The sequence below is a fragment of the uncultured Caulobacter sp. genome (assembly GCF_947036865.1).
GTDB lineage: Bacteria > Pseudomonadota > Alphaproteobacteria > Caulobacterales > Caulobacteraceae > Caulobacter.
In genome coordinates this window covers 188,313-208,054 of sequence record NZ_CAMQSF010000003.1, presented here as the reverse complement: position 1 = coordinate 208,054, position 19,742 = coordinate 188,313, and the positions used below count along the sequence as shown (strand labels likewise).

16 protein-coding genes are annotated in these 19,742 nt (G+C 68.7%); 7 read left to right on the top strand and 9 right to left on the bottom strand.

From position 1 onward, the window contains the following. Positions 1–25: 25 nt before the first annotated feature. From Q0V34_RS04375 to Q0V34_RS04355, 5 genes are read left to right on the top strand one after another with little or no spacing between them, the layout of a single operon-like run. Positions 26–2,599 (top strand): glycosyl hydrolase 115 family protein, encoded by a 2,574-nt coding sequence (locus Q0V34_RS04375; RefSeq protein WP_297508276.1) that lies wholly within the window; start codon positions 26–28, stop codon positions 2,597–2,599. A 37-nt stretch (positions 2,600–2,636) separates the two neighbouring features. Continuing rightward, positions 2,637–3,149: a hypothetical protein gene (locus Q0V34_RS04370; protein ID WP_297508274.1), complete on the top strand. Its 513-nt coding sequence runs from the start codon at positions 2,637–2,639 to the stop codon at positions 3,147–3,149. A 37-nt stretch (positions 3,150–3,186) separates the two neighbouring features. Further along, the gene (locus Q0V34_RS04365; protein WP_297508270.1) at positions 3,187–4,053 is read left to right on the top strand and encodes a 50S ribosomal protein L11 methyltransferase; all 867 of its coding nucleotides are present in this window, start codon (positions 3,187–3,189) and stop codon (positions 4,051–4,053) included. Position 4,054: 1 nt separating this feature from the next. Continuing rightward, the gene (locus Q0V34_RS04360) at positions 4,055–4,444 is read left to right on the top strand and encodes a hypothetical protein (RefSeq protein WP_297508268.1); all 390 of its coding nucleotides are present in this window, start codon (positions 4,055–4,057) and stop codon (positions 4,442–4,444) included. Between the two features lie 41 nt (positions 4,445–4,485). Then, on the top strand, positions 4,486–6,297 hold the full coding sequence (locus tag Q0V34_RS04355) for an aminopeptidase P family protein (protein WP_297508265.1): 1,812 nt from the start codon (positions 4,486–4,488) through the stop codon (positions 6,295–6,297). Between the two features lie 141 nt (positions 6,298–6,438). On the opposite strand, the gene Q0V34_RS04350 is transcribed toward Q0V34_RS04355, so the two are convergent. Beyond that, positions 6,439–6,855 carry a DUF2147 domain-containing protein gene (locus Q0V34_RS04350; RefSeq protein ID WP_297508262.1) on the bottom strand — a complete coding sequence of 139 codons (417 nt, stop codon included), beginning with the start codon at positions 6,853–6,855 and terminating at the stop codon, positions 6,439–6,441. A gap of 110 nt (positions 6,856–6,965) precedes the next feature. Further along, the gene (ligA, locus tag Q0V34_RS04345) at positions 6,966–9,317 is read right to left on the bottom strand and encodes an NAD-dependent DNA ligase LigA (RefSeq protein WP_297508259.1); all 2,352 of its coding nucleotides are present in this window, start codon (positions 9,315–9,317) and stop codon (positions 6,966–6,968) included. A gap of 82 nt (positions 9,318–9,399) precedes the next feature. Here ligA and Q0V34_RS04340 point away from each other — a divergent pair, with 82 nt between their 5' ends. After that, positions 9,400–10,551 carry an acyltransferase gene (locus tag Q0V34_RS04340; RefSeq protein WP_297508256.1) on the top strand — a complete coding sequence of 384 codons (1,152 nt, stop codon included), beginning with the start codon at positions 9,400–9,402 and terminating at the stop codon, positions 10,549–10,551. A 44-nt stretch (positions 10,552–10,595) separates the two neighbouring features. Here Q0V34_RS04340 and recN read toward each other — a convergent pair whose 3' ends face one another. The 3 genes from recN to lpxC form a co-directional block, all read right to left on the bottom strand. Next, entirely contained in the window at positions 10,596–12,293 is a 1,698-nt protein-coding gene (gene recN, locus Q0V34_RS04335) for a DNA repair protein RecN (RefSeq protein WP_297508253.1), read from the bottom strand. An 81-nt stretch (positions 12,294–12,374) separates the two neighbouring features. Then, complete coding sequence (locus Q0V34_RS04330) at positions 12,375–13,307, bottom strand: outer membrane protein assembly factor BamD (RefSeq protein ID WP_297508251.1); 933 nt, start codon at positions 13,305–13,307, stop codon at positions 12,375–12,377. A gap of 100 nt (positions 13,308–13,407) precedes the next feature. Beyond that, positions 13,408–14,304, bottom strand: a complete 897-nt coding sequence (lpxC, locus tag Q0V34_RS04325) for a UDP-3-O-acyl-N-acetylglucosamine deacetylase (protein WP_297508248.1) — start codon at positions 14,302–14,304, stop codon at positions 13,408–13,410. A 285-nt stretch (positions 14,305–14,589) separates the two neighbouring features. On the opposite strand from lpxC, the gene Q0V34_RS04320 reads away from it, so the two are divergent. Continuing rightward, positions 14,590–16,680 (top strand): S9 family peptidase, encoded by a 2,091-nt coding sequence (locus Q0V34_RS04320; RefSeq protein WP_297508244.1) that lies wholly within the window; start codon positions 14,590–14,592, stop codon positions 16,678–16,680. 133 nt (positions 16,681–16,813) lie between these two features. Here Q0V34_RS04320 and Q0V34_RS04315 read toward each other — a convergent pair whose 3' ends face one another. From Q0V34_RS04315 to secF, 4 genes are all read right to left on the bottom strand, one after another. Continuing rightward, complete coding sequence (locus tag Q0V34_RS04315) at positions 16,814–17,527, bottom strand: squalene/phytoene synthase family protein (protein WP_297508241.1); 714 nt, start codon at positions 17,525–17,527, stop codon at positions 16,814–16,816. 72 nt (positions 17,528–17,599) lie between these two features. Further along, the gene (locus Q0V34_RS04310) at positions 17,600–18,214 is read right to left on the bottom strand and encodes a urate hydroxylase PuuD (RefSeq protein ID WP_297508237.1); all 615 of its coding nucleotides are present in this window, start codon (positions 18,212–18,214) and stop codon (positions 17,600–17,602) included. Positions 18,215–18,438: 224 nt separating this feature from the next. After that, positions 18,439–18,792 (bottom strand): MTH938/NDUFAF3 family protein, encoded by a 354-nt coding sequence (locus Q0V34_RS04305; RefSeq protein ID WP_297508234.1) that lies wholly within the window; start codon positions 18,790–18,792, stop codon positions 18,439–18,441. Beyond that, on the bottom strand, positions 18,792–19,742 hold the full coding sequence (gene secF / locus Q0V34_RS04300; RefSeq protein ID WP_297508231.1) for a protein translocase subunit SecF: 951 nt from the start codon (positions 19,740–19,742) through the stop codon (positions 18,792–18,794). The genes Q0V34_RS04305 and secF overlap by 1 nt, the downstream gene beginning before the upstream one ends.

Here is a 19,742-nt window from a genome sequence, read left to right as displayed (position 1 = left end):
GAGATGCGTGCGGGTTCGAGCGTTCTTGGCGCAAGCCGTCTGGACCCTGGCCGCGATCGGCATCACCGCCGGCGCGGCGCGCGCCTGCGAAACGCCGGTCAGCGTTTGCGAGACGGCGAAGCCATCGAGTCTCGCGCTGATCCGCCAAGGTCGCCCGGCCGCCGTCTATGTCGACGCCAAGGCCGATCCCGCAGTGCGCCACGCCGCCGAGGCGCTCGGCGGCGATCTCGCTCTCGTGGCCGGCGCCGCGCAACCCGAGCCCATCAAGGATCTTTCCCGCGCCACGGGCCCCACCGTCATCGTCGGCGTTCTGGGCGCCAGTCCGGTGATCGACGGCCTCGTCCGCGCCGGCAAGCTGAGGGTCGGAGATCTGCCGGGGCAATGGGAAGGCTTTCGGCAGGTCGTGGTCGAGAGACCGACGCCGAAGCTGGCCCGCGCCTTGGTGATCGTCGGCTCGGACCGACGCGGCGCGGCCTACGGCGCCTATGACCTCTCGGAGCGGATCGGCGTCTCGCCCTGGACCTGGTGGGCCGACGCGCCGGTGACGCGAAAGAGCGACCTGTTCGTCACCGCCGGCGCCCGCGCCGACCACCCCCGCGTCCGCTATCGCGGCTTCTTCATCAATGACGAGGACCCGGCCTTCAGCGGCTGGGCCAAGCGGAAGTTCGGCGGCGTCAACGCCGACGCCTATGCCCATGTCTTCGACCTGCTGCTGCGCCTGAAGGGCAACTATCTGTGGCCGGCCATGTGGGCGCCCAAAGCGTTCAACGACGACGATCCGCGCAGCAAGGTCATCGCCGATCAGATGGGCGTGGTGATGGGCAGCTCGCACCACGAGCCGATGACCCGCGCCCAGGACGAGTGGCATCGCCACACCGAGCAGGGCGTCACCGGCGGCAAGTGGGACTACGCGACGAACGCCGAAAACCTTCGGACCTTCTGGCGCGGCGGCATCGAACGGATGATGTCGAAGGGCGACGGGACGCCTTACGAGAGCCTCGTCACGGTCGGCATGCGCGGCGACGGCGACGAGCCGATGAGCGAGGGCGCGGCGACGCAGCTCTTGGAAAAGGTCGTCGCCGACCAGCGCCGGATCATCGCCGAGGTCACCGGCAAGCCCGCCGACCAGACCCCCCAGGTCTGGGCCCTCTACAAGGAGGTGCAGGACTATTACGACCACGGCATGCGCGTGCCCGACGACGTCACGCTGCTGTTTTCCGACGATAACTGGGGCCAGATCCGCCGATTGCCGGTGGCCGGCAAGGACAAGCTGCCGCGCGCCGGCGGCTACGGGGTCTATTATCACTTCGACTATGTCGGCGGCCCCCGGAACTACAAGTGGATCAACACCAACCAGATCGCCAAGGTCTGGCAGCAGATGGACCTGGCCTACCGGCGCGGGGCCCGGAACCTGTGGATCGTCAATGTCGGCGACATCAAGCCGATGGAATATCCGCTAAGCTTCTTCCTGCGACAGGCGTGGAACCCGGAGGCCATGACGCCAGCGGCGCTCGCCGCCTTCCCGCGCCAGTGGGGCGCCGAGACCCTGGGCGCGGAGCTCGGGCCGGAGGTCGGCGACATTCTCGAGACCTATGGGACCCTCGCTTCGCGCAAGAAGCCAGAGCTGCTGGACCAGGACAGTTTCCCGCTGGGCCCGGACGGCGGCGCGGCCCTCGACGGCGGGACCTTCGGCGCCATCGTCGATCGCTGGCGGGCCCTGGTCGAGCGGGTCGAGGCCGTCAAGGCGCGACTGCGCCCCGACCAGCGCGACGCCTATTTCCAGCTGGTCGAATATCCCGTCCTGGCCTTCGCCAATCTCTACGAGATGTACTACGCGACGGCCTGGAACCGGCGGCTGTCGTCGCGCAACGATCCGCGCGCCAACGTCTTCGCCGATACGGTCGAGACCACCTTCAAGCGCGACGCCGAGCTGACCGCCCAGTACCACGCGATCAACGGCGGCAAGTGGGCCGGCATGATGAACCAGGTCCACATGAGCTATGTGATCTGGAACGACCCGACGAAACAGTCGATGCCCAGCGTCACCCGCGTGGCCGCCGACACCCCGCTGGACCGACTGGCGGCCAAGGTGACGTTCGCGCGGACGTCCACCCCGCCCCCTGGGCTCGTGATAGTGGACGCCGCCCAATTCGAGCGCGCCGTCGGCGGCCGGGGATTGACCTGGACGGCGATCCCCAACCTGGGCCTCGGAACGGCGATGATCGCCACGCCGCAAGGCCGGCCCGCGACCACGCCCGCCGATGGGGTGCGCCTCGAATACGGGATCCAGGTCGATCGGGAGGGTCCGGCGCGGGTGCGGCTGCGCCTGGCGCCGACCCTGGACACGACGGGCGGCAAGGGCCTCGCGATCGGCGTGTCGGTCGACGACGGCCCGGTCCAAGTCCTGACCTCGGCCCTGGTCCCGACGCCCGGCGCGGCCTCGACGCCCGAGCAGGCGGCGTGGATCGAGGCGGTCAAGGATCACGGCCATACGCTGGAGGCGTCGCTACCGTCTCTTTCCGTGGGCCGCCATCAACTCAAGATCTGGCGTCTCGACGATAACGTCGTGCTCGAACGCGTGGAGGTGGACACGCGCTGAGCCCGGCGGGGGCCCGCGTCGAACCAAGTGTCGTTTCATGCGCTGTAGCGACATGGAACGCCTGGATCCCATCCTCGATCGCCTGAGGGCCTTCGCCGCCACCCGGCCCGTCGCCTACGGCGCGCCCGTCTGCGCCATCGTCGGCGCCCTGGCGGGTCTCGCCTTGCAGACCGGTCCACTGGACGGGCCCTACACGCCGGAGATGGAGCCGGCGCGCTATGCCGAGGCCGAGACGGTGGAACCGATCTCCTGGCCCGCCGGCAAGATTCCCGACTATGTGGTCGGCACGGACTTCGCGCGGCAAGCGCAGGCGCCGCCGATCCAGATGGCGTCATACGAGCCGACCTACGAGCCGCCGCCCATGCCGGAGATTCCGGCCTATGTCGCCGGCGAGCACGGCCCCGCCACCCCGCCGCCGAACCCGGACGCCCCGCATTGGGCGTCGGCGCGCGGCGACATCACCGACGTGTCCCTGCCCGAGGACCGCGCTACCCAGCCTGCCCCGACGGTCTTGGCCGACGCCGCCGCCACCGGCATGACCACGCGCTGAGGCTCGCTTTTCGCCGTCTTTGGCGCTAACAGGCGCCATGACCGACTACACGCCCCAGCAGATCGTCGCCCGCGGCGCGCGCGCCGAAGCCGAGACCGCCGCCGACGCCATCGACAACCACCCCGGCCTGGAAGGCGCGACCTACTCGATCCTGGAAGAGGACGAGGATCGGGGCGTCTGGCGCATAGACGCCTTCCCGACGACCGAGGAGGAGGACGAGGGCCTGATGGCCCTGCTGGCCGAGTACGATCTGAAGGTCACCCGCGACACCCTGGCCGACGCCGACTGGCTGGCCATGGCGCTGTCGGGCCTGCCGCCGGTGCGGGCCGGCCGCTTCTTCGTCTACGGCATGCACGACCGGGGTCGCACGCCGGCCAGCACCGTCAACCTGCGCATCGAGGCCGGCGCGGCCTTCGGCACGGGCCACCATGGCACCACGGTCGGCTGCCTGCAGGCCTATGACCGGCTGATCAAGGCCCGCAAGTTCAACAAGGTGCTCGACGTCGGCGCCGGCACCGGCCTCCTGGCCATCGCCGCCGCGCGCACGGGCACGAAGCTGGCGGTCGGCACCGACATCGACAAGCCCAGCGTGCGGATCTCCAAGGAGAACGCCAAGGTCAACAAGGCCAACGCGCGCTTCGTCCACGCCTCGGGCCTGTCGAACAAGCTAGTGGCCCAGAACGCGCCGTACGATCTCGTGTTCGCCAACATCCTGGCCCGCCCGCTGATCAGCCTGGCCCAGGACATCAAGCGCGCCCTGGTCCCCGGCGGCACGGTGATCCTGTCAGGCCTGCTGCGCACCCAGGAGCGGATGGTCAAGGCCGCCTATCTGTCGCGCGGCTTCAAGGTCAAGAGCCGCATCCACCGCGACGCCTGGGCGACGCTGGTGCTGGTGAGACCGTAGATTGAAGGATTTCAAGCAAATCCTGGCTGAGACGCTTGCTTATTGGCCGCCCCGCGTCTCATTCGGCATCCGGCGTTTGCCCAGAGGCCGAATGATCGTCCGGCAGTTGACGGATTTCTCTGAAGAAATCGCCGAGGCTTTCGTGGGACATTCAAATGAATTTGTCCTGCGCAATATGAACTGGGCGATCGTCACAGCCATCCACGCCTACGCGAAAAGCTATCCTCGCCACACTCTCAAGCTCGATCTCAAGAAGCTCTCCCCGTCCGCCATTCGAGCAAAATTTGAGTCTGATATGCAGCATTGCCTCGGCTTGCCACCAGATGAGCAATGCGCATCCGCCGATCAACTCTCTATGGTGACGGGCTATTTCGCGGGCGCAGGGAAATAGTCGGCCTTTTCAGGAAAAGCGCTGGGGCCTAAATCCTCCCCATGCGCCAGACCTTCGACGAATCCACCGATCCCTCCTTCGGCCCCAAGCACGTTCCGCTGATCCGCCAGGCCATGGCGGCGCAGGGACTGGACGGCTTCCTCGTGCCGCACGAGGACGAGCACCAGAACGAATACCTGCCCGCCGCCAATGACCGCCTGGCCTGGGCCAGCGGCTTCACCGGCTCGGCCGGGGCCGGGGTGATCCTGAAGGACCGCGCCGCCGTCTTCGTCGACGGCCGCTACACCCTTCAGGTCCGCGAGCAGGTCGATCAGGGCGTGTTCGAGATCCGCGACCTCGTCGAGGGCGGGGTTCCCGCCTATCTGGAGACCGCCCCGAAGGGCGCTGTGATCGGCTACGACGCGCGCCTGCATAGCCCCGCCGCTCTGGAGGGCCTCAAGGCCGCCGCCCACCGCGCGGGCGCGACGCTGAAGGCCGTGGCCGTCAATCCCGTCGATCAGGCCTGGGGGCAGGCGCGTCCGGCTCAGCCCATGGCCCCGGTGGTTCCGCAGCCTCTCGACTACGCCGGCGAGGACTCCGGCGCCAAGCGCGCCCGCGTCGGCGCCGCGATCGCCGCCCTGGGCGCCGAGGCGGCGGTGATCACCGCGCCCGCCTCGATCGCCTGGCTGTTCAATGTGCGCGGCGGCGACGTGATCCGCTCGCCGCTGCCGCTGGCCCAGGCCATCCTGAACGCCGACGGCACGGCTCGCCTGTTCCTGGAGCCGGCCAAGGTCACGCCCGACCTGCCCGCCTGGCTGGGCAATCAGGTGTCTCTGGAGACGCCGGACCGGCTACCCGAGGCGCTGGGCGATCTCTCCGACAAGGCCGTCCTCGTCGATCCGGCCCAGTCCTCGGCCTGGTATTTCGACACCCTGGCGGCCGCCGGAGCCAAGGTCGTCCCGGCCATGGACCCCTGCGCCCTGCCGCGCGCGTGCAAGAACGCCGTCGAACTGGACGGAACGCGCGAGGCCCACCGCCGCGACGGCGCCGCCCTGACCCGCTTCTTGCACTGGCTGGCCACCGAGGGTCAGGTCAATCCGCCCGACGAGAAGGAAGCCGTCGCCAAGCTGGAGGCCTTCCGCGAGGCCACGGGCGTTCTGAAGGACCTCAGCTTCGACACCATCGGCGCGGCCAACGGCCATGGCGCCCTGCCCCACTATCGCCCGACCGAACGCTCCAACGAGCGCGCCAAGCCGGGCTCCCTGCTGCTGGTCGATAGCGGCGGTCAGTATCTGGACGGCACCACCGACGTCACGCGCACCGTGGCGATCGGCGAACCCACGGCCGAGATGATCCAGCGCAACACCCTGGTGCTGAAGGGCCATCTGGCCATCGCCCGCCTGCGCTTTCCGGCGGGGACCACGGGCTCGGCGATCGACGCCTTCGCCCGCGCGGCCCTTTGGGCGCACGGTTTGGACTACGACCACGGCACCGGCCACGGCGTCGGCGTCTATCTCGGCGTCCACGAGGGTCCGCAGCGGATCTCGAAAGCGCCGAACACGATCGCCCTGCAGCCGGGCATGATCGTCTCGAACGAGCCCGGCTACTACAAGGACGGCGAATACGGCATCCGGATCGAGAACCTGGAGATCGTCATGCCCGCCGAGCCCGTGCCCGGCGGCGAGCGCCCGATGCACCGCTTCGAGGCCCTGACCCTGGCCCCGATCGACCGCCGCCTGATCGACAAGGCCCTGCTGACCGCCGAGGAGATCGCCCAGTTCGACGCCTATCACGCCCGCGTGCTGCGCGAGATCGGACCCCGCGTGGAGCCCGAGGTGCGAGCCTGGCTCGAAGGGGCGTGCGCGCCGCTTTAATAGAGAAAAACCCTCTCCCCTCGCGGGAGAGGGACGCCCGCGAAGCGGGCTGGGTGAGGGGTCGCGCGGGCCGCGCCGAGAAACCCCTCATCCGTCATCCAGCGGATGACACCTTCTCGCACGAGGGGAGAAGGAAGCGCTCTACTTCAGGCGCGTCCACTTCTGGGTCTTGCACAGCGGCGCGACGATGCAGCCCTTCAGCTTAAGCTCATTGTCGCTGAGCATCTCGATCGTGCCCGAATAGGTGCCGCCGTCCTCGGGGTTATAGACCTTGCCGCCGGTCCACTTGGTCGGGCCGCCGGTGAAGTCGTACAGCATCTGCAGGTTCTTCAGCGGCCGGCCGCGCTGGGCCTCGTCCTTGTTGCGGAAGTCCTTCAGGGCCGGATTGGTCTTGATATTGTCTGACGTCACGAGCTTGCCGCACAGGCTGTTGCCGCAACGGGAAATCTCGACCTGGCCGCCATTGCCCGGCGTGGCCCAAAGGCCGGTGACGTCGGCGGCGAAGGCCGGGGTCGCCAAGGCGCCGAGCGCGGCGGCGATCATCATGGTGCGGAACATCAATTACTCCCTGGGCGCGCGTTTCAAATGCGCGTTTGGCTCACTGGTTGCCGATCTTGTCCCTCGCGACAAGTCCTGACACGAAATCGCGGCGAGATTTCGAAGATCGATCAGCCGTTTACGAGAGTCAGCCACTCGTCCTCGGTCATGACCTGCACGCCCAGCTCGGTCGCGGTCTTCAGCTTGGAGCCGGCGCCGGGCCCCGCCACGACGAGATCGGTCTTCTTCGACACCGACGAAGCGACCTTGGCGCCGAGGCTCTCCGCCTGAGCCTTTGCCTCGTCGCGGGTCATCTTCTCCAGGGCGCCGGTGAAGACGATGGTCTTGCCGGCCACGGCCGTGTCGGTCTTGGGCTTGGCGACCGGCTGGATGTCCAGTTCGGCGACCAGATTGGCCACCTTGGCGCGGTTGTGGTCCTCGGCGAAGAACCGCGCCAGCGACTGGGCCGCGACCGGGCCGACGCCGTCGATGGCGGCGAGATTCAGGTAATCGTCGCCCGGCGCGCCGGCGGCCGCCGCCACGAGACCGTCGGCGAAGGCGTCCCAGGTCCCGTAGCGCTGGGCCAGAGCGGCGCGGGCCGGCTTGGTCAGCTTCGGAACCGCGTGGCCGATCTTGATCTCCAGGTCGTCGGTCTGGGGCCAAGGATCGGCCATGCGCCCTGCCCGTCCCGCCTCGACCAGCAGGTCCAGCGCCTTGGGTCCGACGCCCGGCGCGGTCGAGAGTTCCAGATAGGTCTCGCCCGGCAGAGCCTTGGCGGCCGCCTCGGCGGCGGCTTGCAGGTCCTCGAACCGGTCGAAGTTGCGGGCCAGCACGGTCGAGGTGGTCTCGCCGATATCGCGCGCGCCCAGGCCATAGATCATGCGGTCCATGCCGATCACACGCCGCGCCTCGATGCCGCGCGCGAGATTGGTCACCGAGGTCTCGCCGTAGCCCTCGCGCTCGCGCAGGGCGGCCAGCTTGGCCTCGTCGCGCGCCAGCCGGAAGATGTCGGCGGGCTCGGTGATCCAGCCCTCGTCGAAGAAGGCCTGAAGCTGCTTCTCGCCCAGGCCTTCGATGTCGAAGGCGCGGCGCGACACGAAGTGGCGCAGGTGCTCGACCCGCTGGAACGGACAGGCGAATTCGCCCGTGCAGCGGCGCACGACGGACTCCAGGCCCGAGGCCGTCACCTCTCGCGCCAGCGGCGTCCTTAGCGGACAGGGGCATTCGTGGGGGAAAGCGTAGGGCTCGGGCGCCGGATCCGGCCGCGCGTCCAGCGCCACCTCGACGATCTGCGGGATCACGTCGCCGGCGCGCTGGATCACCACCGTGTCGCCGACCCGGACGTCCAGGCGGGCGATCTCGTCGGCATTGTGCAGCGTGGCGTTGGTCACCGAGACCCCGCCGACCGTCACGGGCTTGAGCCGCGCCACCGGCGTGATCGCCCCGGTGCGCCCGACCTGCAGGTCGATCGCCTCCAGCACCGTGCGGGCCCGCTGGGCCGGGAACTTGCGGGCGATGGCCCAGCGCGGCGAGCGCGAGACGAAGCCCAGGCGGCGCTGCAGCTCCAGGTCGTCGACCTTGTAGACCACGCCGTCGATGTCGAAACCGAGCTTGGGCCGCAGCGTCTCGAACTCCGCATAGACGTCGAGCAAGCCCTGCCCGTTCTCGACCCGGCGCGCTGGCGGCGCGGTGGTGACGAAGCCCCACGCGGAGAGCTTTTCCAGCGCGCCCCACTGGGTCTCGGCGAAGCTCTCCGACACCAGCCCCCAGGCGTAGCCGAAGAACCGCAACGGCCGCTGGGCGCTGATCCTCGGATCGATCTGGCGCAGCGAGCCGGCGGCGAAGTTGCGCGGATTGGCGTAGGTGCGGGCGCCGGACTCCTCGGCCGCGCGGTTGAAGGCGGCGAAGGCCTCGAGCTCGACATAGACCTCGCCCCGCACCTCGATCACGTCGGGCCAGCCCGAGCCCTTCAGGCGCTGGGGAATGTCGGCGATGGTGCGCAGGTTGGCCGTGACGTCCTCGCCCACCCGACCATCGCCTCGCGTGGCCCCCTGCACCAGCACGCCCTTCTCGTAGCGCAGCGACGCGGACAGACCGTCGATCTTGGGCTCGGCGGTGTAGGCGACCGTGTCGGCGGCCGACAGGCGCAGGAAGCGGCGCACGCGGGCGTCGAACTCGATCGCCTCGTCGTTGGAGAAGGCGTTGTCGAGGCTCAGCATCGGCACGCCGTGCTCGACCGGCGCGAACTGCTCGGCCCGGGCCGCGCCCACCCGCATCGACGGGGAGTTGTCGCGCACCAGGTGCGGAAAGCGCGTCTCGATGTCGAGGTTGCGACGCTTGAGGGCGTCGTACTCGGCGTCGCTGATCGTCGGCGCGTCCTGCTGGTGATAGGCGATGTCGTGGGTCGCCAGTTCGTCGGCCAGACGCTCCAGTTCCTCGACGGCCTGGGCTTCGGTGAGGTCGGAGACGGGAATCAGGGACACGGGGGCGAATCCGAAGGCTGCGAGGCCGGCACGTTAGCAACGTGGCGCGCGGCTTGCGACGGGGGCTTCGAAGGAGCCCGTCATGTCCAAAGCCGGCACAACCATCGAGACGCCCGCGCTGACGCGCGACGGGCCGCTGGACGCGCTGCGCTTCCTGGCGGCGCTGTTCATCGTGCTCTATCACGTGGCCGAGCGCGCGCCGGTGTCGCTGTTCAGCCTGTCGCCGGCGTTCGGGCGCGGCTATCTGGCCACCGACTTCTTTCTGATGCTGTCCGGCTATGTGCTGGCGCGAACCTATGGCCCGCGCGTGCTGAGCGGCAAGATCGACACGCTGGAGTTCCTGAAGCGCCGCGTCCAGCGGATCTGGCCGCCGCACCTGGTGATGCTGGCCCTGTTCGTGGTCTTCTTCCTGCTGACCAGCGCCGTCGGGCTCGCGCCGCAGAACCCGCAATGGTTCCAGTGGAGCCAGCTGCCGGCCCAGATCTTCCTGGTCCAGGCGTGGTTCGCGCCCGGAACCTCGGGCTGGAATATGCCGACCTGGACGCTGTCGGCCCTGGTCGTCGCCTACGCGCTTTTCCCGGTCGTCTGGCGGCGGATCGGCGCGAGCCGCCAGCCTTGGCTGGCCCTGGCGTTCGGCGCGGGGCTGTATGTCGCGTTCGACTATGGCGCGCTCCTGGCGTTCGGCGCGCACGGCTATCAGTTGCCGCTGCGCGACGGCCTGATCCGAGGCGTCCCGCTGTTCCTGGTCGGCCTGCTCGTCGCCCGCGCGCCAATCACGGACCTGACCCGCCGGCAAGCCGTGCCGCTGGCCGTCGCCACGCTGGCTCTGGTGGTCGCCATCCAGGCCCTCGGGAATTTCGACTATCTAAGCCTCGCCCTGCTGGCGTTCCTGATCCACGCGGCGGGCGCGTCGCCGCCCAAGGCCTGGCGCTGGGCCGGCGCGGCGGGCCGGATCTCGTTCTCGCTGTTCCTGACCAACACCCTGACGGCGATCGTCTGGTTCGGCCTCGTCCGGGTCGTCGAGCATAAGGTCGCCCTGCCCCCGGCCGCGATCTGGACGCTATGGGCCCTGGCGATCCTGGCGACGGTCGTCGTCGCCTGGTTGTTCGAGCGCCATGTCGACGCGCCGTTGCAGCGGTGGGTGAAGGGGTCTTACCAACAACCGATCTTCCCCGCGAAAGCGGGGACCCAAGCGGCGTCGCCGGTCGCGGCGCGGTTGGGCAATGGCGTCTGATCCAGCTTGTGTCCACGCCTTCGCGTGGATAGTCGGAGAAACGTTCAGCCCATCAACGCCCGCGCCGCCGCGCGCGCCGCCTCGGTGACCTCGGCGCCGGCCAGCATGCGGGCGATCTCCTCCTCGCGCTGAGCGGGGGTGAGCGGCTCCACCTTCGTGCGGGTGGCGGTGTCGTCGCCGGACTTGGAGATCCGCCAGTGGGCGTCGCCGCGCGCGGCGACCTGCGCCGAGTGGGTGACCACCAGCACCTGGGCGTTCGCCGCCAGGCGCTTGAGCCGCAGGCCCACCGCGTCGGCCACGGCGCCGCCCACCCCCTGATCCACCTCGTCGAAGATCATCAGCGGCTGCGGACCGCCGCCACGGGCCGCCAGGGCCGCCTTCAGCGCCAGGGCGAAACGCGCCAGCTCGCCGCCAGAGGCGATGGCCTCCATGGGGCCGAACGGCGCGCCGGGATTGGTCGAGATCTCGAAGGCCACGCGGTCGAGGCCCGTGGGGCCCGCGCGATCGTCGGGGAGCGCTTCGACCGCCACGCGGAACCTGGCCTTTTCCAGCTTCAACGGGGCAAGCTCGCTCTCGACGGCCTTGGCCAGGGCGTCGCCGGCGGCGCGGCGTTCGGCCGAAAGCGCCTCGGCGGCGAATAGATAGGCCTCGCGCGCCTCGGCGGCCTCTTTCTCCGCCGCGCGCAGGGCGTCCTCCGACGTTTCGATCGCCTGCAGCCGCGCGGCGAACTCGGCGCGCTTGGCCGGCAGGTCCTCGACGAGGGCGTTCAGCTTACGGGCCATGCCGCGCAGGGCGAAGAGGCGCTCCTCGGCCTTCTCCAGGCGGTCGGGCTCGAACTCGAAGCTCTCGGCGACCGCGTCAATGGCGGCGCTGGCCTCGTGCGCCTCCGCGATGGCGCGATCGACGGCTTCGCAGGCCGCCGTCAGCCGGGTCATGGCCGCGCCCTCCGGCGGCGCGCCAGCCTGAAGGGCCCGCTCCCGCGCCCGCTCCAACGCCCGATAGGCCTGGGCCAGCCGGCCCGAGAAATTGTCGCCGGCCAGGGCGTCCTGCGCGGCGGCGATGTCGGTCATGGCCTTCTCGGCCGCGCTGAGCAGCGCGCGCTCGTCGGCCAGCGCCGCCTCCTCGCCCTCGCGCGGGTCGAGCCGGTCGAGTTCGGAGAGGCGAAGGGTCAGTTCCTCGGTCTCGGCCGCGGCCCGGCCGGCGAGGTCGCGCAAGCCTTCCGCCTTCTCGCGCGCCGCGCGCCAGGCGCTCCAGGCCGAGGCCACCGCCCCGACGCCGACCCCGCCGAACGTGTCCAGCAGCCCCCGGTGGGTCTTGGGATCCAGCAGGCCGACGGTCTCGTGCTGGCCATGGACCTCCAGCAAAAGCGCGCCCAAGTCCTTGAGCACGCCGACGCTGGTGGCCTGGTCGTTGACGAAGGCCCTGGAGCGGCCGTCGGCCGACAGCTGGCGGCGCAGCACCAGGTCCTCGTCGCGGGCGTAGGCCAGGCCCTTCTCGTCCAGATAGGCGAAGGCCGGATGGTCGGCCGGCAGAGCGAAGATGGCGGTGGCCGACGCCTGTCCGGCGGCCCCGCGCCGCACGAGACCCGCGTCGGCGCGCGCGCCCGTCGCCAGGCCCAGGGCGTCCAGAATGATCGACTTGCCCGCGCCGGTCTCGCCGGTCAGCGCCGTCAGACCCTCGCCAATGGCGAGGTCCAGGCTCTCGATGAGCACGACGTCACGGATGGAAAGGCCGATCAGCATGGGACGAAGATCGCCGGGAATCGCGCTTTTTCAAAGTCAAAAGGCGGAACGAAACGGGATCGCCACGACCCCGTCGCCGATCTACATGCCGAGAATGCCCGCGACGCCGCCCTTTTTGGACTTCTTCTCGCCGGGAGGGGCCAGGGTCGCCGACTTGTCCTTGGACAGGATGCGCTCGAGCATGTTGCGCTTGGCGCCGGCCTTCAGCGGCTCGACGGCGGGCCGCAGGCCGTTGTCGGTCAAGAGCTTGTAGGCGTCGGCGTACCAGCGGTCGCCGGGGAAGTTGTAGCCCAGCACCGCGCCGTTACGCTTGGCCTCGTCCATCAGGCCGAGGGTCAGATAGGCCTCGACCAAGCGATAGAGCGCCTCGGGCGTGTGCGAAGTGGTCTGGTGCTTCTCGATCACCGTCTTGAAGCGGCCGATGGCGGCTAGGGTCTGGCCGTTCTTCAGATAGTAGCGACCGATGGCCATTTCCTTGCCGGCCAGTTGGTCGTTGACCATGTCGATCTTCAGGCGCGCGTCGGTCGCGTATTCGGTGTTCGGGTAACGCTGGACCACGTCGCGCAGCGCCGCCAGGGCCTGCTCGGTCGAGGCCTGGTCGCGGTTCACGTCGACGATCTGCTCGAAATAGCAGATGGCCTTCAGATAGAAGGCATACCGCGCGGAGGGATTGCCGGGATACAGCGAGATGAACCGGTCGGCGTCACCGATCGCGTCGGTGTAGTTGTTGCCCATGTAGTGGGCGTAGCCGGTCATCAGGATCGAGCGACGCGACCATTCCGAATAGGGGTGCTGACGCTCGACCTCGCGGAAATAGTCGACGGCCTCGTTCCAGTTGCCGCGGTCCAGACGATCGGCGCCCGTGGAATACAGCAGTTCGACCGGGCGCTCTTCGTAGGCCAGACTCGGCTTCTTGGACTTGCCGGCGCAGCCGCTCACGGTCACGGCGACCAGCACGGCGGCGATGGTGACGGCCGAACGTCCCGAAAAATTACGAAGCACGGAGTCTCTCACCCTCGAACCAAACGCGCGCCCCTGCGCCGTGCAAGGCTTCTACACCACGCCGTCGAAGGCGCAAATGCGAACGCCGAGCCCCGACTCCCGGAGACGCTCTCTAGACCGCCCGCGCCAGCTCCGGCGCGAGGGCGCGCAGGCGCCAGGCGCGCGGCTGGGCCAGCAACGCCCGAACCACGGCGTTATTGAGGCCGTGCCCGGCCAGAACGCCTTCGAAGCGGCCGATCATCGGCTTGCCCAGCACATAAAGATCGCCGACGGCGTCGAGCGCCTTGTGGCGAACGAATTCGTCCGGACGGCGCAGGCCTTCCGGGTTCAGCACGCGGTCGCCGTCGATGACCACCGCGTTTTCCATCGAGCCGCCGCGCGCCAGGCCGATCGTCCGCAGGGCCTCGACGTCCCGGACGAAGCCGAAGGTGCGGCAATCGGAAAGCTCGGCGCGGAACGTGTCTTCGTCGACGACCAAGTCCACGGCCTGGCGGCCGATGGCCTTGCTGTCGAAGGCGATCTCGAAGGCGACCTCGAAGCGGTCGGCGGGCAGCAGGCTGGCGCGCTTGTCGCCCTCCTCCACCGTGATCGGCGACAGGATCTCGATGTACTGGCGGACGGCCTCCTGACGGCGACGGCCGGCGCGGTCCAGGATCTGGACGAAGGGCTCGGACGAGCCGTCCATGATCGGCACCTCGGGGCCGTCCAGCTCGACGACGCAGTTGTCGATCGACAGCGCGGCCAGCGCGGCCATCAGGTGCTCGATGGTCGAGACGCGAACGTCGTCGGCGTTATTGATCACCGTGCCCAGCTGGGTCTGGCAGACCGCGTCCGGCGAGACGGGGATCCGGTTGTCGCGGTCGCCGACATCGGTCCGCACGAAGATGATCCCCGCATCGGGGGCCGCCGGACGCACCGCGACGCGCACGTGCGCGCCCGTGTGCAGGCCGATCCCCGCGAAGATCACCGGTCCAGCGACCGTGTGCTGAAAATAACCCGAAGCCGACACTCGAGACCCTTATGGTTGGCGAACGGCTCTACGGCCGCCCTTATCGCCCCCGGTCTAGCAGTAGAAAGGATGCCCCACCGCGGCAACGCAAGTCCTGTTTCCGATTGTTACCAGCTAAGCAACTGACTTTATTTCGCTTTTATTTCAGAAACACCGACGATGAAACACAACGCGGGTCGACGATCCGCGCTCTCGAATCACGGGGCCGCGCCCCTAGCGGAGGGGGCGAAGCGGGGCTAGGCTCCGCCGCCAAAAGGCATAACCGTTTCCGGGAACTTGGGTTTCATGACCAACAGCTTGCGTCTCGCCGCCTCGGCCGTCGCCATCGCCGCCGCGCTTGTGGGCTCGGCCCACGCCCAGGCTCCGAAGCCCCACGTCTTCACCGCCAAGGACATGGCCAGCCTGGATCGCCTGTCGGACCCGCGCGTGTCGCCCGACGGCCGCTACGTGCTCTACAGCGTTCGGACCGTGGACTATCCGGCCAACAAGGCCTCGATGTCGCTGTGGATCGCCGATCTGAAGGCCAAGATCGCGCCGCGCCGGCTGAAGATCTCGGACGGCGGCGCCAGCAACGGCCGCTGGAGCGCCGACGGCAAGTCCATCTATTTCACCTCGGGCCGCGCCGGCGGAACCGATCAGGTCTTCCGGACCGACGTGGCCGGCGAAGCGGCGACCCAGATCACCTCGACCCCGTTCGACGTCCAGGCCTACAAGGTCGCGCCGAACGGCAAGACCATCGTCGTCGGCATGGCCGTCTTCCCCGACTGCGCGGACCTGGCCTGCACCGAGGCGCGCCTGGCGGCCAAGACAGCGACCAAGGCGACCGGGGTCGTCTTCGACCGCCTGTTCGTCCGCCACTGGGACACTTGGAACGACGGGACCAAGAATCACCTGTTCGCCTACACGCTGGACGCCAACGGCGTGGCGACCGGCCAGCCCGTCGACCTGATGAAGGGCTTCGACGGAGACTCGCCGACCAAGCCGTTCGGCGGCGACGAGGACTTCGTGTTCACGCCCGAGGGCGACGCCGTCGCCTTCGCGGCCAAGGTCGCGGGCAAGGATGAGTCGTGGTCGACCAACTACGACTTCTGGTACGCCAAGCTGGACGGCTCGGGTAAGATCGACAACCGCACCGAAGCCAACAAGGCCTGGGACAGCGCGCCCGCGCCCTCGCCCGACGGCAAGTTCGCGGTCTATCGCGCCATGACCCGCCCGGGCTTCGAGGCCGACCGGTTCCGGATCATGATCCGCGACCGCGCCACGAAGATCGACCACGAGCTCGCGCCGGACTGGGATCGCTCGGCCGACGCCGTCGCCTGGAGCCCCGACGGCAAGACCGTCTACGCGACCGCCTATGAGATGGGCCAGTCCAAGCTGTTCGCCTTCGACGTCAAGACCGGCAAGGTCAAGGCGCTGACCGGCGAAGGCCACGTCACGGCCTTCGACGTCGGCCCCACGGGCATCGTCTACGCCTCGGACTCGCTGACCAGCCCGTCGGAGCTCTTCTTCCTGCCGACCAAGGGTCCGGCGGTGAAGGTCGCCAGCGTCTCCGCCGAAGCCCTGAAGGACGTCGCCTGGGGCCAGCCCGAGCAGTTCACCTTCAAGGGCTGGAACGACGAGGAGGTCCACGCCTATGTGGTCAAGCCGTCGAACTTCGACCCGGCCAAGAAGTATCCGGTGGCCTTCATCGTCCACGGCGGCCCGCAGAGCTCGTTCGCCAACAGCTGGTCGTATCGCTGGAACCCGGAAATCTACGCCAATGCCGGCTATGCCGTGGTGATGGTCGATTTCCACGGTTCGACCGGCTACGGCCAGAAGTTCACCGACGCGATCAGCCAGCACTGGGGCGACCGGCCGCTGGAGGATCTTCAGAAGGGCTGGGCCGCGGCCCTGGCCAAGTATCCGTTCCTCGACGCCGACCGCGCCTGCGCCCTGGGCGCCTCGTACGGCGGCTACATGATCAACTGGATCGCCGGCAACTGGAACCAGCCCTGGAAGTGCCTGGTCACCCACGACGGGGTCTTCGATACCCGGATGATGGGCTATTCGACCGAGGAGCTGTGGTTCAGCGAGTGGGAGAACGGCGGCACGCCCTGGCAGCCGAACACGACCTACGAGACCTTCAATCCGGTCAATCACGTCGCGGCCTGGTCCAAGCCGCACCTGATCATCCAGGGCCAGCTGGACTACCGCATCCCGCTGGAACAGGGCCTGGGCGCCTTCAGCGCTTTGCAGCGCAAGGGCGTGCCCAGCAAGCTCCTCTACTTCCCGAACGAGAACCACTGGGTGCTGAAGGCCCAGAACTCGGTCCAATGGCACAAGGAGGTGCTGGACTGGCTGGACCAGTGGACGGGGAATACGCGGCCGGGGAAATAACCTCCTATCCGCCTTTCCCCGCGAAAGCGGGGACCCAAGCGGATCCGGGCCAGGGTGCAGGCGAATGAGACTGAACCGCGGCTTGGATCCCCGCTTTCGCGGGGAAGATCGGCGTTAGGTGCGGTGAAAATAGCTAAAGCCGCCCCGTCGCCACGGCCCAGGTCAGCCGCGCCTTCTTCTCCAGCTCGCCCATCTCGCGGCCGCTCACGTAGGCCGTCGCCAGCGCCGCCACGGCCACCGCCGGAAAGGCCGCCACCGGCAGCGCCCTCACCTCGGCCCGCGCGGCCTTCAACTGCTCGGTCACACGCCGGGCCACGTCCTCCCGCGCCCAGGCCGCCGGCAGCCGCGCGCGACCGGCCTGCTGCAGCCGCCACAGGCCCGCGAGCCCGAACGCCCGCGCCGCGCCCTTGACCGCGTGGGGGTCGGTCGACGGATCCAGCCGCCGCGCGGCCAGAACCGCCAGCGCGCCGGCCGTGGCGTCGACATAGGCCAAGACCGCCGCCTCGTCGCCCAAGGGGCCCTCGTCCAGGTCCGCGAACCGCGCCTCGGCCAGCGCCGCCAGGGCGTTGGGATCGAAGCCGGACGCGGCCAGCGCCTCGACGTTGGGATGCTTGCGCGGCGCCTTGCCGGCGGCGATCTCCTCCATCGCCTCTCGCCACCAGGTGATGCGGATCTCGCCCATCAACGCGCTGGAGACGCCGCCCGCCACCCGCGCCAGCTCGTAGTTCAAGCCGTAGAGCGCGACGACATCCGCCCGCGCCTTGGCGTCGCCGATGAACCGGCTGGCCAGCCAGCGGTCGGGATCGACGCGGCGGACGAGGTCGTCGAGGGTTTCGGTGTCGGCCATGGTCTCGAAAACGAAGAGGGCCCGCCGACGGATCGCGGCGGGCCCTCCCCTTACAGCATTTCTCGGCCGTGTTTAGCCGAAGATGGTCTGGTTCATCGCCATGGTGGCCAGCATCGGCAGGCTGAGCAGCGTGTTGGTGCGCGAGAACAGCATGGCCGTCTTGGCCGCCTTGGCCTTGGCGTCCGCGTCGGCCTCGACGATGCCGAGCGCGATCTTCTGGTTCGGCCAGATGAAGACCCAGACGTTGAAGAACATCACCGTGGCCAGCCACATGCCGACGCCGATGAAGGTGTACTGCATGTCGACGTGCGGGGTGTAGCCGCCGGCCAGGCCCAGGGTGACCGCTTCGAGCAGATAGCCGCGGCTATAGGCCAGGATCACGCCCATCACCCAGGTCGCCAGCGCCGCCCAGCGGAACCAGAACAGGGCTTCCGGCGCGATATACTTGCTGACCGCCGGCTTCAGCTCGGCCGGGATCTGCGGCATCACCCGGATTTGCACGAAGTTGAAGTAATACAGCAGCCCGATCCATAGGATGCCGAACACCACGTGCAGCCAGCGGAACACGGCTTGGAAATAGATCGCGCCATGGCCGTCGGGGCCGTGCCCGTAGCCGATGACGATCACCAGGGCCAGGATGGCGCTGACGATCATGGTGTTGCGGAAGTTGGAAAGCAGTCCAGACATCGGTTTCCCCCTCGGATCCCTTTTGCTGGGAGGGACCATAGGGGTGTTTTCGGAGTCGGGCAAAGTTGGGGAAGAACGCGAATCCGTGACGCCCTCACCCCGTCATCCCGCGACTTGTTCGCGGGACCCATTTGTCCGCCGCAAGCGCGGAGAAAGTTCACGCGCTCACGTGAAAGCTGAACGATGGGTCCCGCGCATAAGCGCGGGATGACGGCGGAGAGGGATCACACCGCGATCAGCGCCGCCGCCATCCGCCGGCCTTCGCTGGCCAGGACGTTGTACGTCCGAGCGGCCGCCTCGGTGCTCATGAATTCCAGGCCAAGGCCGGCCGCCTTGAGGGCGTCGCGCACGGGGCGCGGCGGGAGGGCGTTGGCCAGGCCCACGCCCAGCAGAACGAACTCGACGGCGCCGCCGGCGGCGAACACTTCGGCGAACGCCTCCGGCGACAGGTCCGAGAGCGCCGTCACGCTCCAGTCGCGCGGCTGATCGTCGAGGATCAGCAGCGAACCGGGCCGCCAGACTCCGGCGACCCGAAAGCCGCCGCCGCCCCAGGCGTCGATGGACGGCGGCTGCCGCATCAGGGCCGCGAGGCCGCGCCGAACTTGATCGGCTGGGCGTCCTCGTCGCCGCGCTTGACGCCCCAGACCAGGATCAGCGGCAGGGCGATGTAGATCGACGAATAGGTGCCGATGATGATCCCGAACACCATGGTGAAGACCAGCGGGAACAGGACCGGACCGCCGAACATCATCGTGCCGCCCAGGGCCAGCAGCGCCGTCGAGCCGGTGATGATCGTCCGCGACAGACGCTCGTTCTCGGACAGGTCGATGATGTCGCGCAGCGGCGTGGTCTTGTACTTGCGCAGGTTCTCCTTCAGCCGGTCGAAGGTGATGACCTTTTCGTTCATCGAATAGCCGATCACGGTCAGCAGGGCCGCGATCTCGGTCATCGAGAACTCGATGTGCACGATCGACAGCAAGCCCAGCGTCAGCACGATGTCGTGGATCACGGCCACGACCGCGCCCGTGCCGTAGGACAGGCCAAAGCGGAACCAGATGTAGCCCAGGGTAAGCAGCAGGGCCACGCCCAGGGCCTTGAAGCCCGAGAGCAAGAGCTCGCCCGAGACCTTGGCGCCCACTTCCGAGCGGCTCGTGACCTTCAGGTCCGGGAAGCGCTTGACCAACTGCGCCTCGACCTGGGCCGAGGCGGCGCTGGGCGCCTGTCCCTTGGCCGGAAGGAACTTGACCATGGCCGAGTTGGGCTGGCTGGCGAAGCCCTGGACCTGGGCGTCATGGGCGCCGGTCTGGTCCATCGCCGCGCGCAGTTCCGCGAGCGGCACGGGTCGCGACATGGCGATTTCCAGAGCGTTGCCGCCCTTGAAGTCGATGCCGAGGTTCAGGCCTTGCAGCACGAGCGAGCCGATCGAGCCGGCGATCAGGATCGCCGACAGCACGGCCGCGACCGGGGCCCACCGCACGAAGCGGAAGTGGGTGGAACGCGGGATGTAGCGGATAAGGGGCCAACGCAT

Excerpts from the sequence above, each read along its gene's own strand:
- Q0V34_RS04310 (WP_297508237.1), bottom strand. The coding sequence starts at position 18,214 with ATGTCTGGACTGCTTTCCAACTTCCGCAACACCATGATCGTCAGCGCC.
- Q0V34_RS04365 (WP_297508270.1), top strand. The coding sequence starts at position 3,187 with ATGACCGACTACACGCCCCAGCAGATCGTCGCCCGCGGCGCGCGCGCC.
- secF (WP_297508231.1), bottom strand. The coding sequence starts at position 19,742 with ATGCGTTGGCCCCTTATCCGCTACATCCCGCGTTCCACCCACTTCCGC.
- Q0V34_RS04305 (WP_297508234.1), bottom strand. The coding sequence starts at position 18,792 with ATGCGGCAGCCGCCGTCCATCGACGCCTGGGGCGGCGGCGGCTTTCGG.
- Q0V34_RS04370 (WP_297508274.1), top strand. The coding sequence starts at position 2,637 with ATGCGCTGTAGCGACATGGAACGCCTGGATCCCATCCTCGATCGCCTG.
- Q0V34_RS04320 (WP_297508244.1), top strand. The coding sequence starts at position 14,590 with ATGACCAACAGCTTGCGTCTCGCCGCCTCGGCCGTCGCCATCGCCGCC.
- Q0V34_RS04340 (WP_297508256.1), top strand. The coding sequence starts at position 9,400 with ATGTCCAAAGCCGGCACAACCATCGAGACGCCCGCGCTGACGCGCGAC.
- Q0V34_RS04355 (WP_297508265.1), top strand. The coding sequence starts at position 4,486 with ATGCGCCAGACCTTCGACGAATCCACCGATCCCTCCTTCGGCCCCAAG.
- recN (WP_297508253.1), bottom strand. The coding sequence starts at position 12,293 with ATGCTGATCGGCCTTTCCATCCGTGACGTCGTGCTCATCGAGAGCCTG.
- Q0V34_RS04350 (WP_297508262.1), bottom strand. The coding sequence starts at position 6,855 with ATGTTCCGCACCATGATGATCGCCGCCGCGCTCGGCGCCTTGGCGACC.
- Q0V34_RS04315 (WP_297508241.1), bottom strand. The coding sequence starts at position 17,527 with ATGGCCGACACCGAAACCCTCGACGACCTCGTCCGCCGCGTCGATCCC.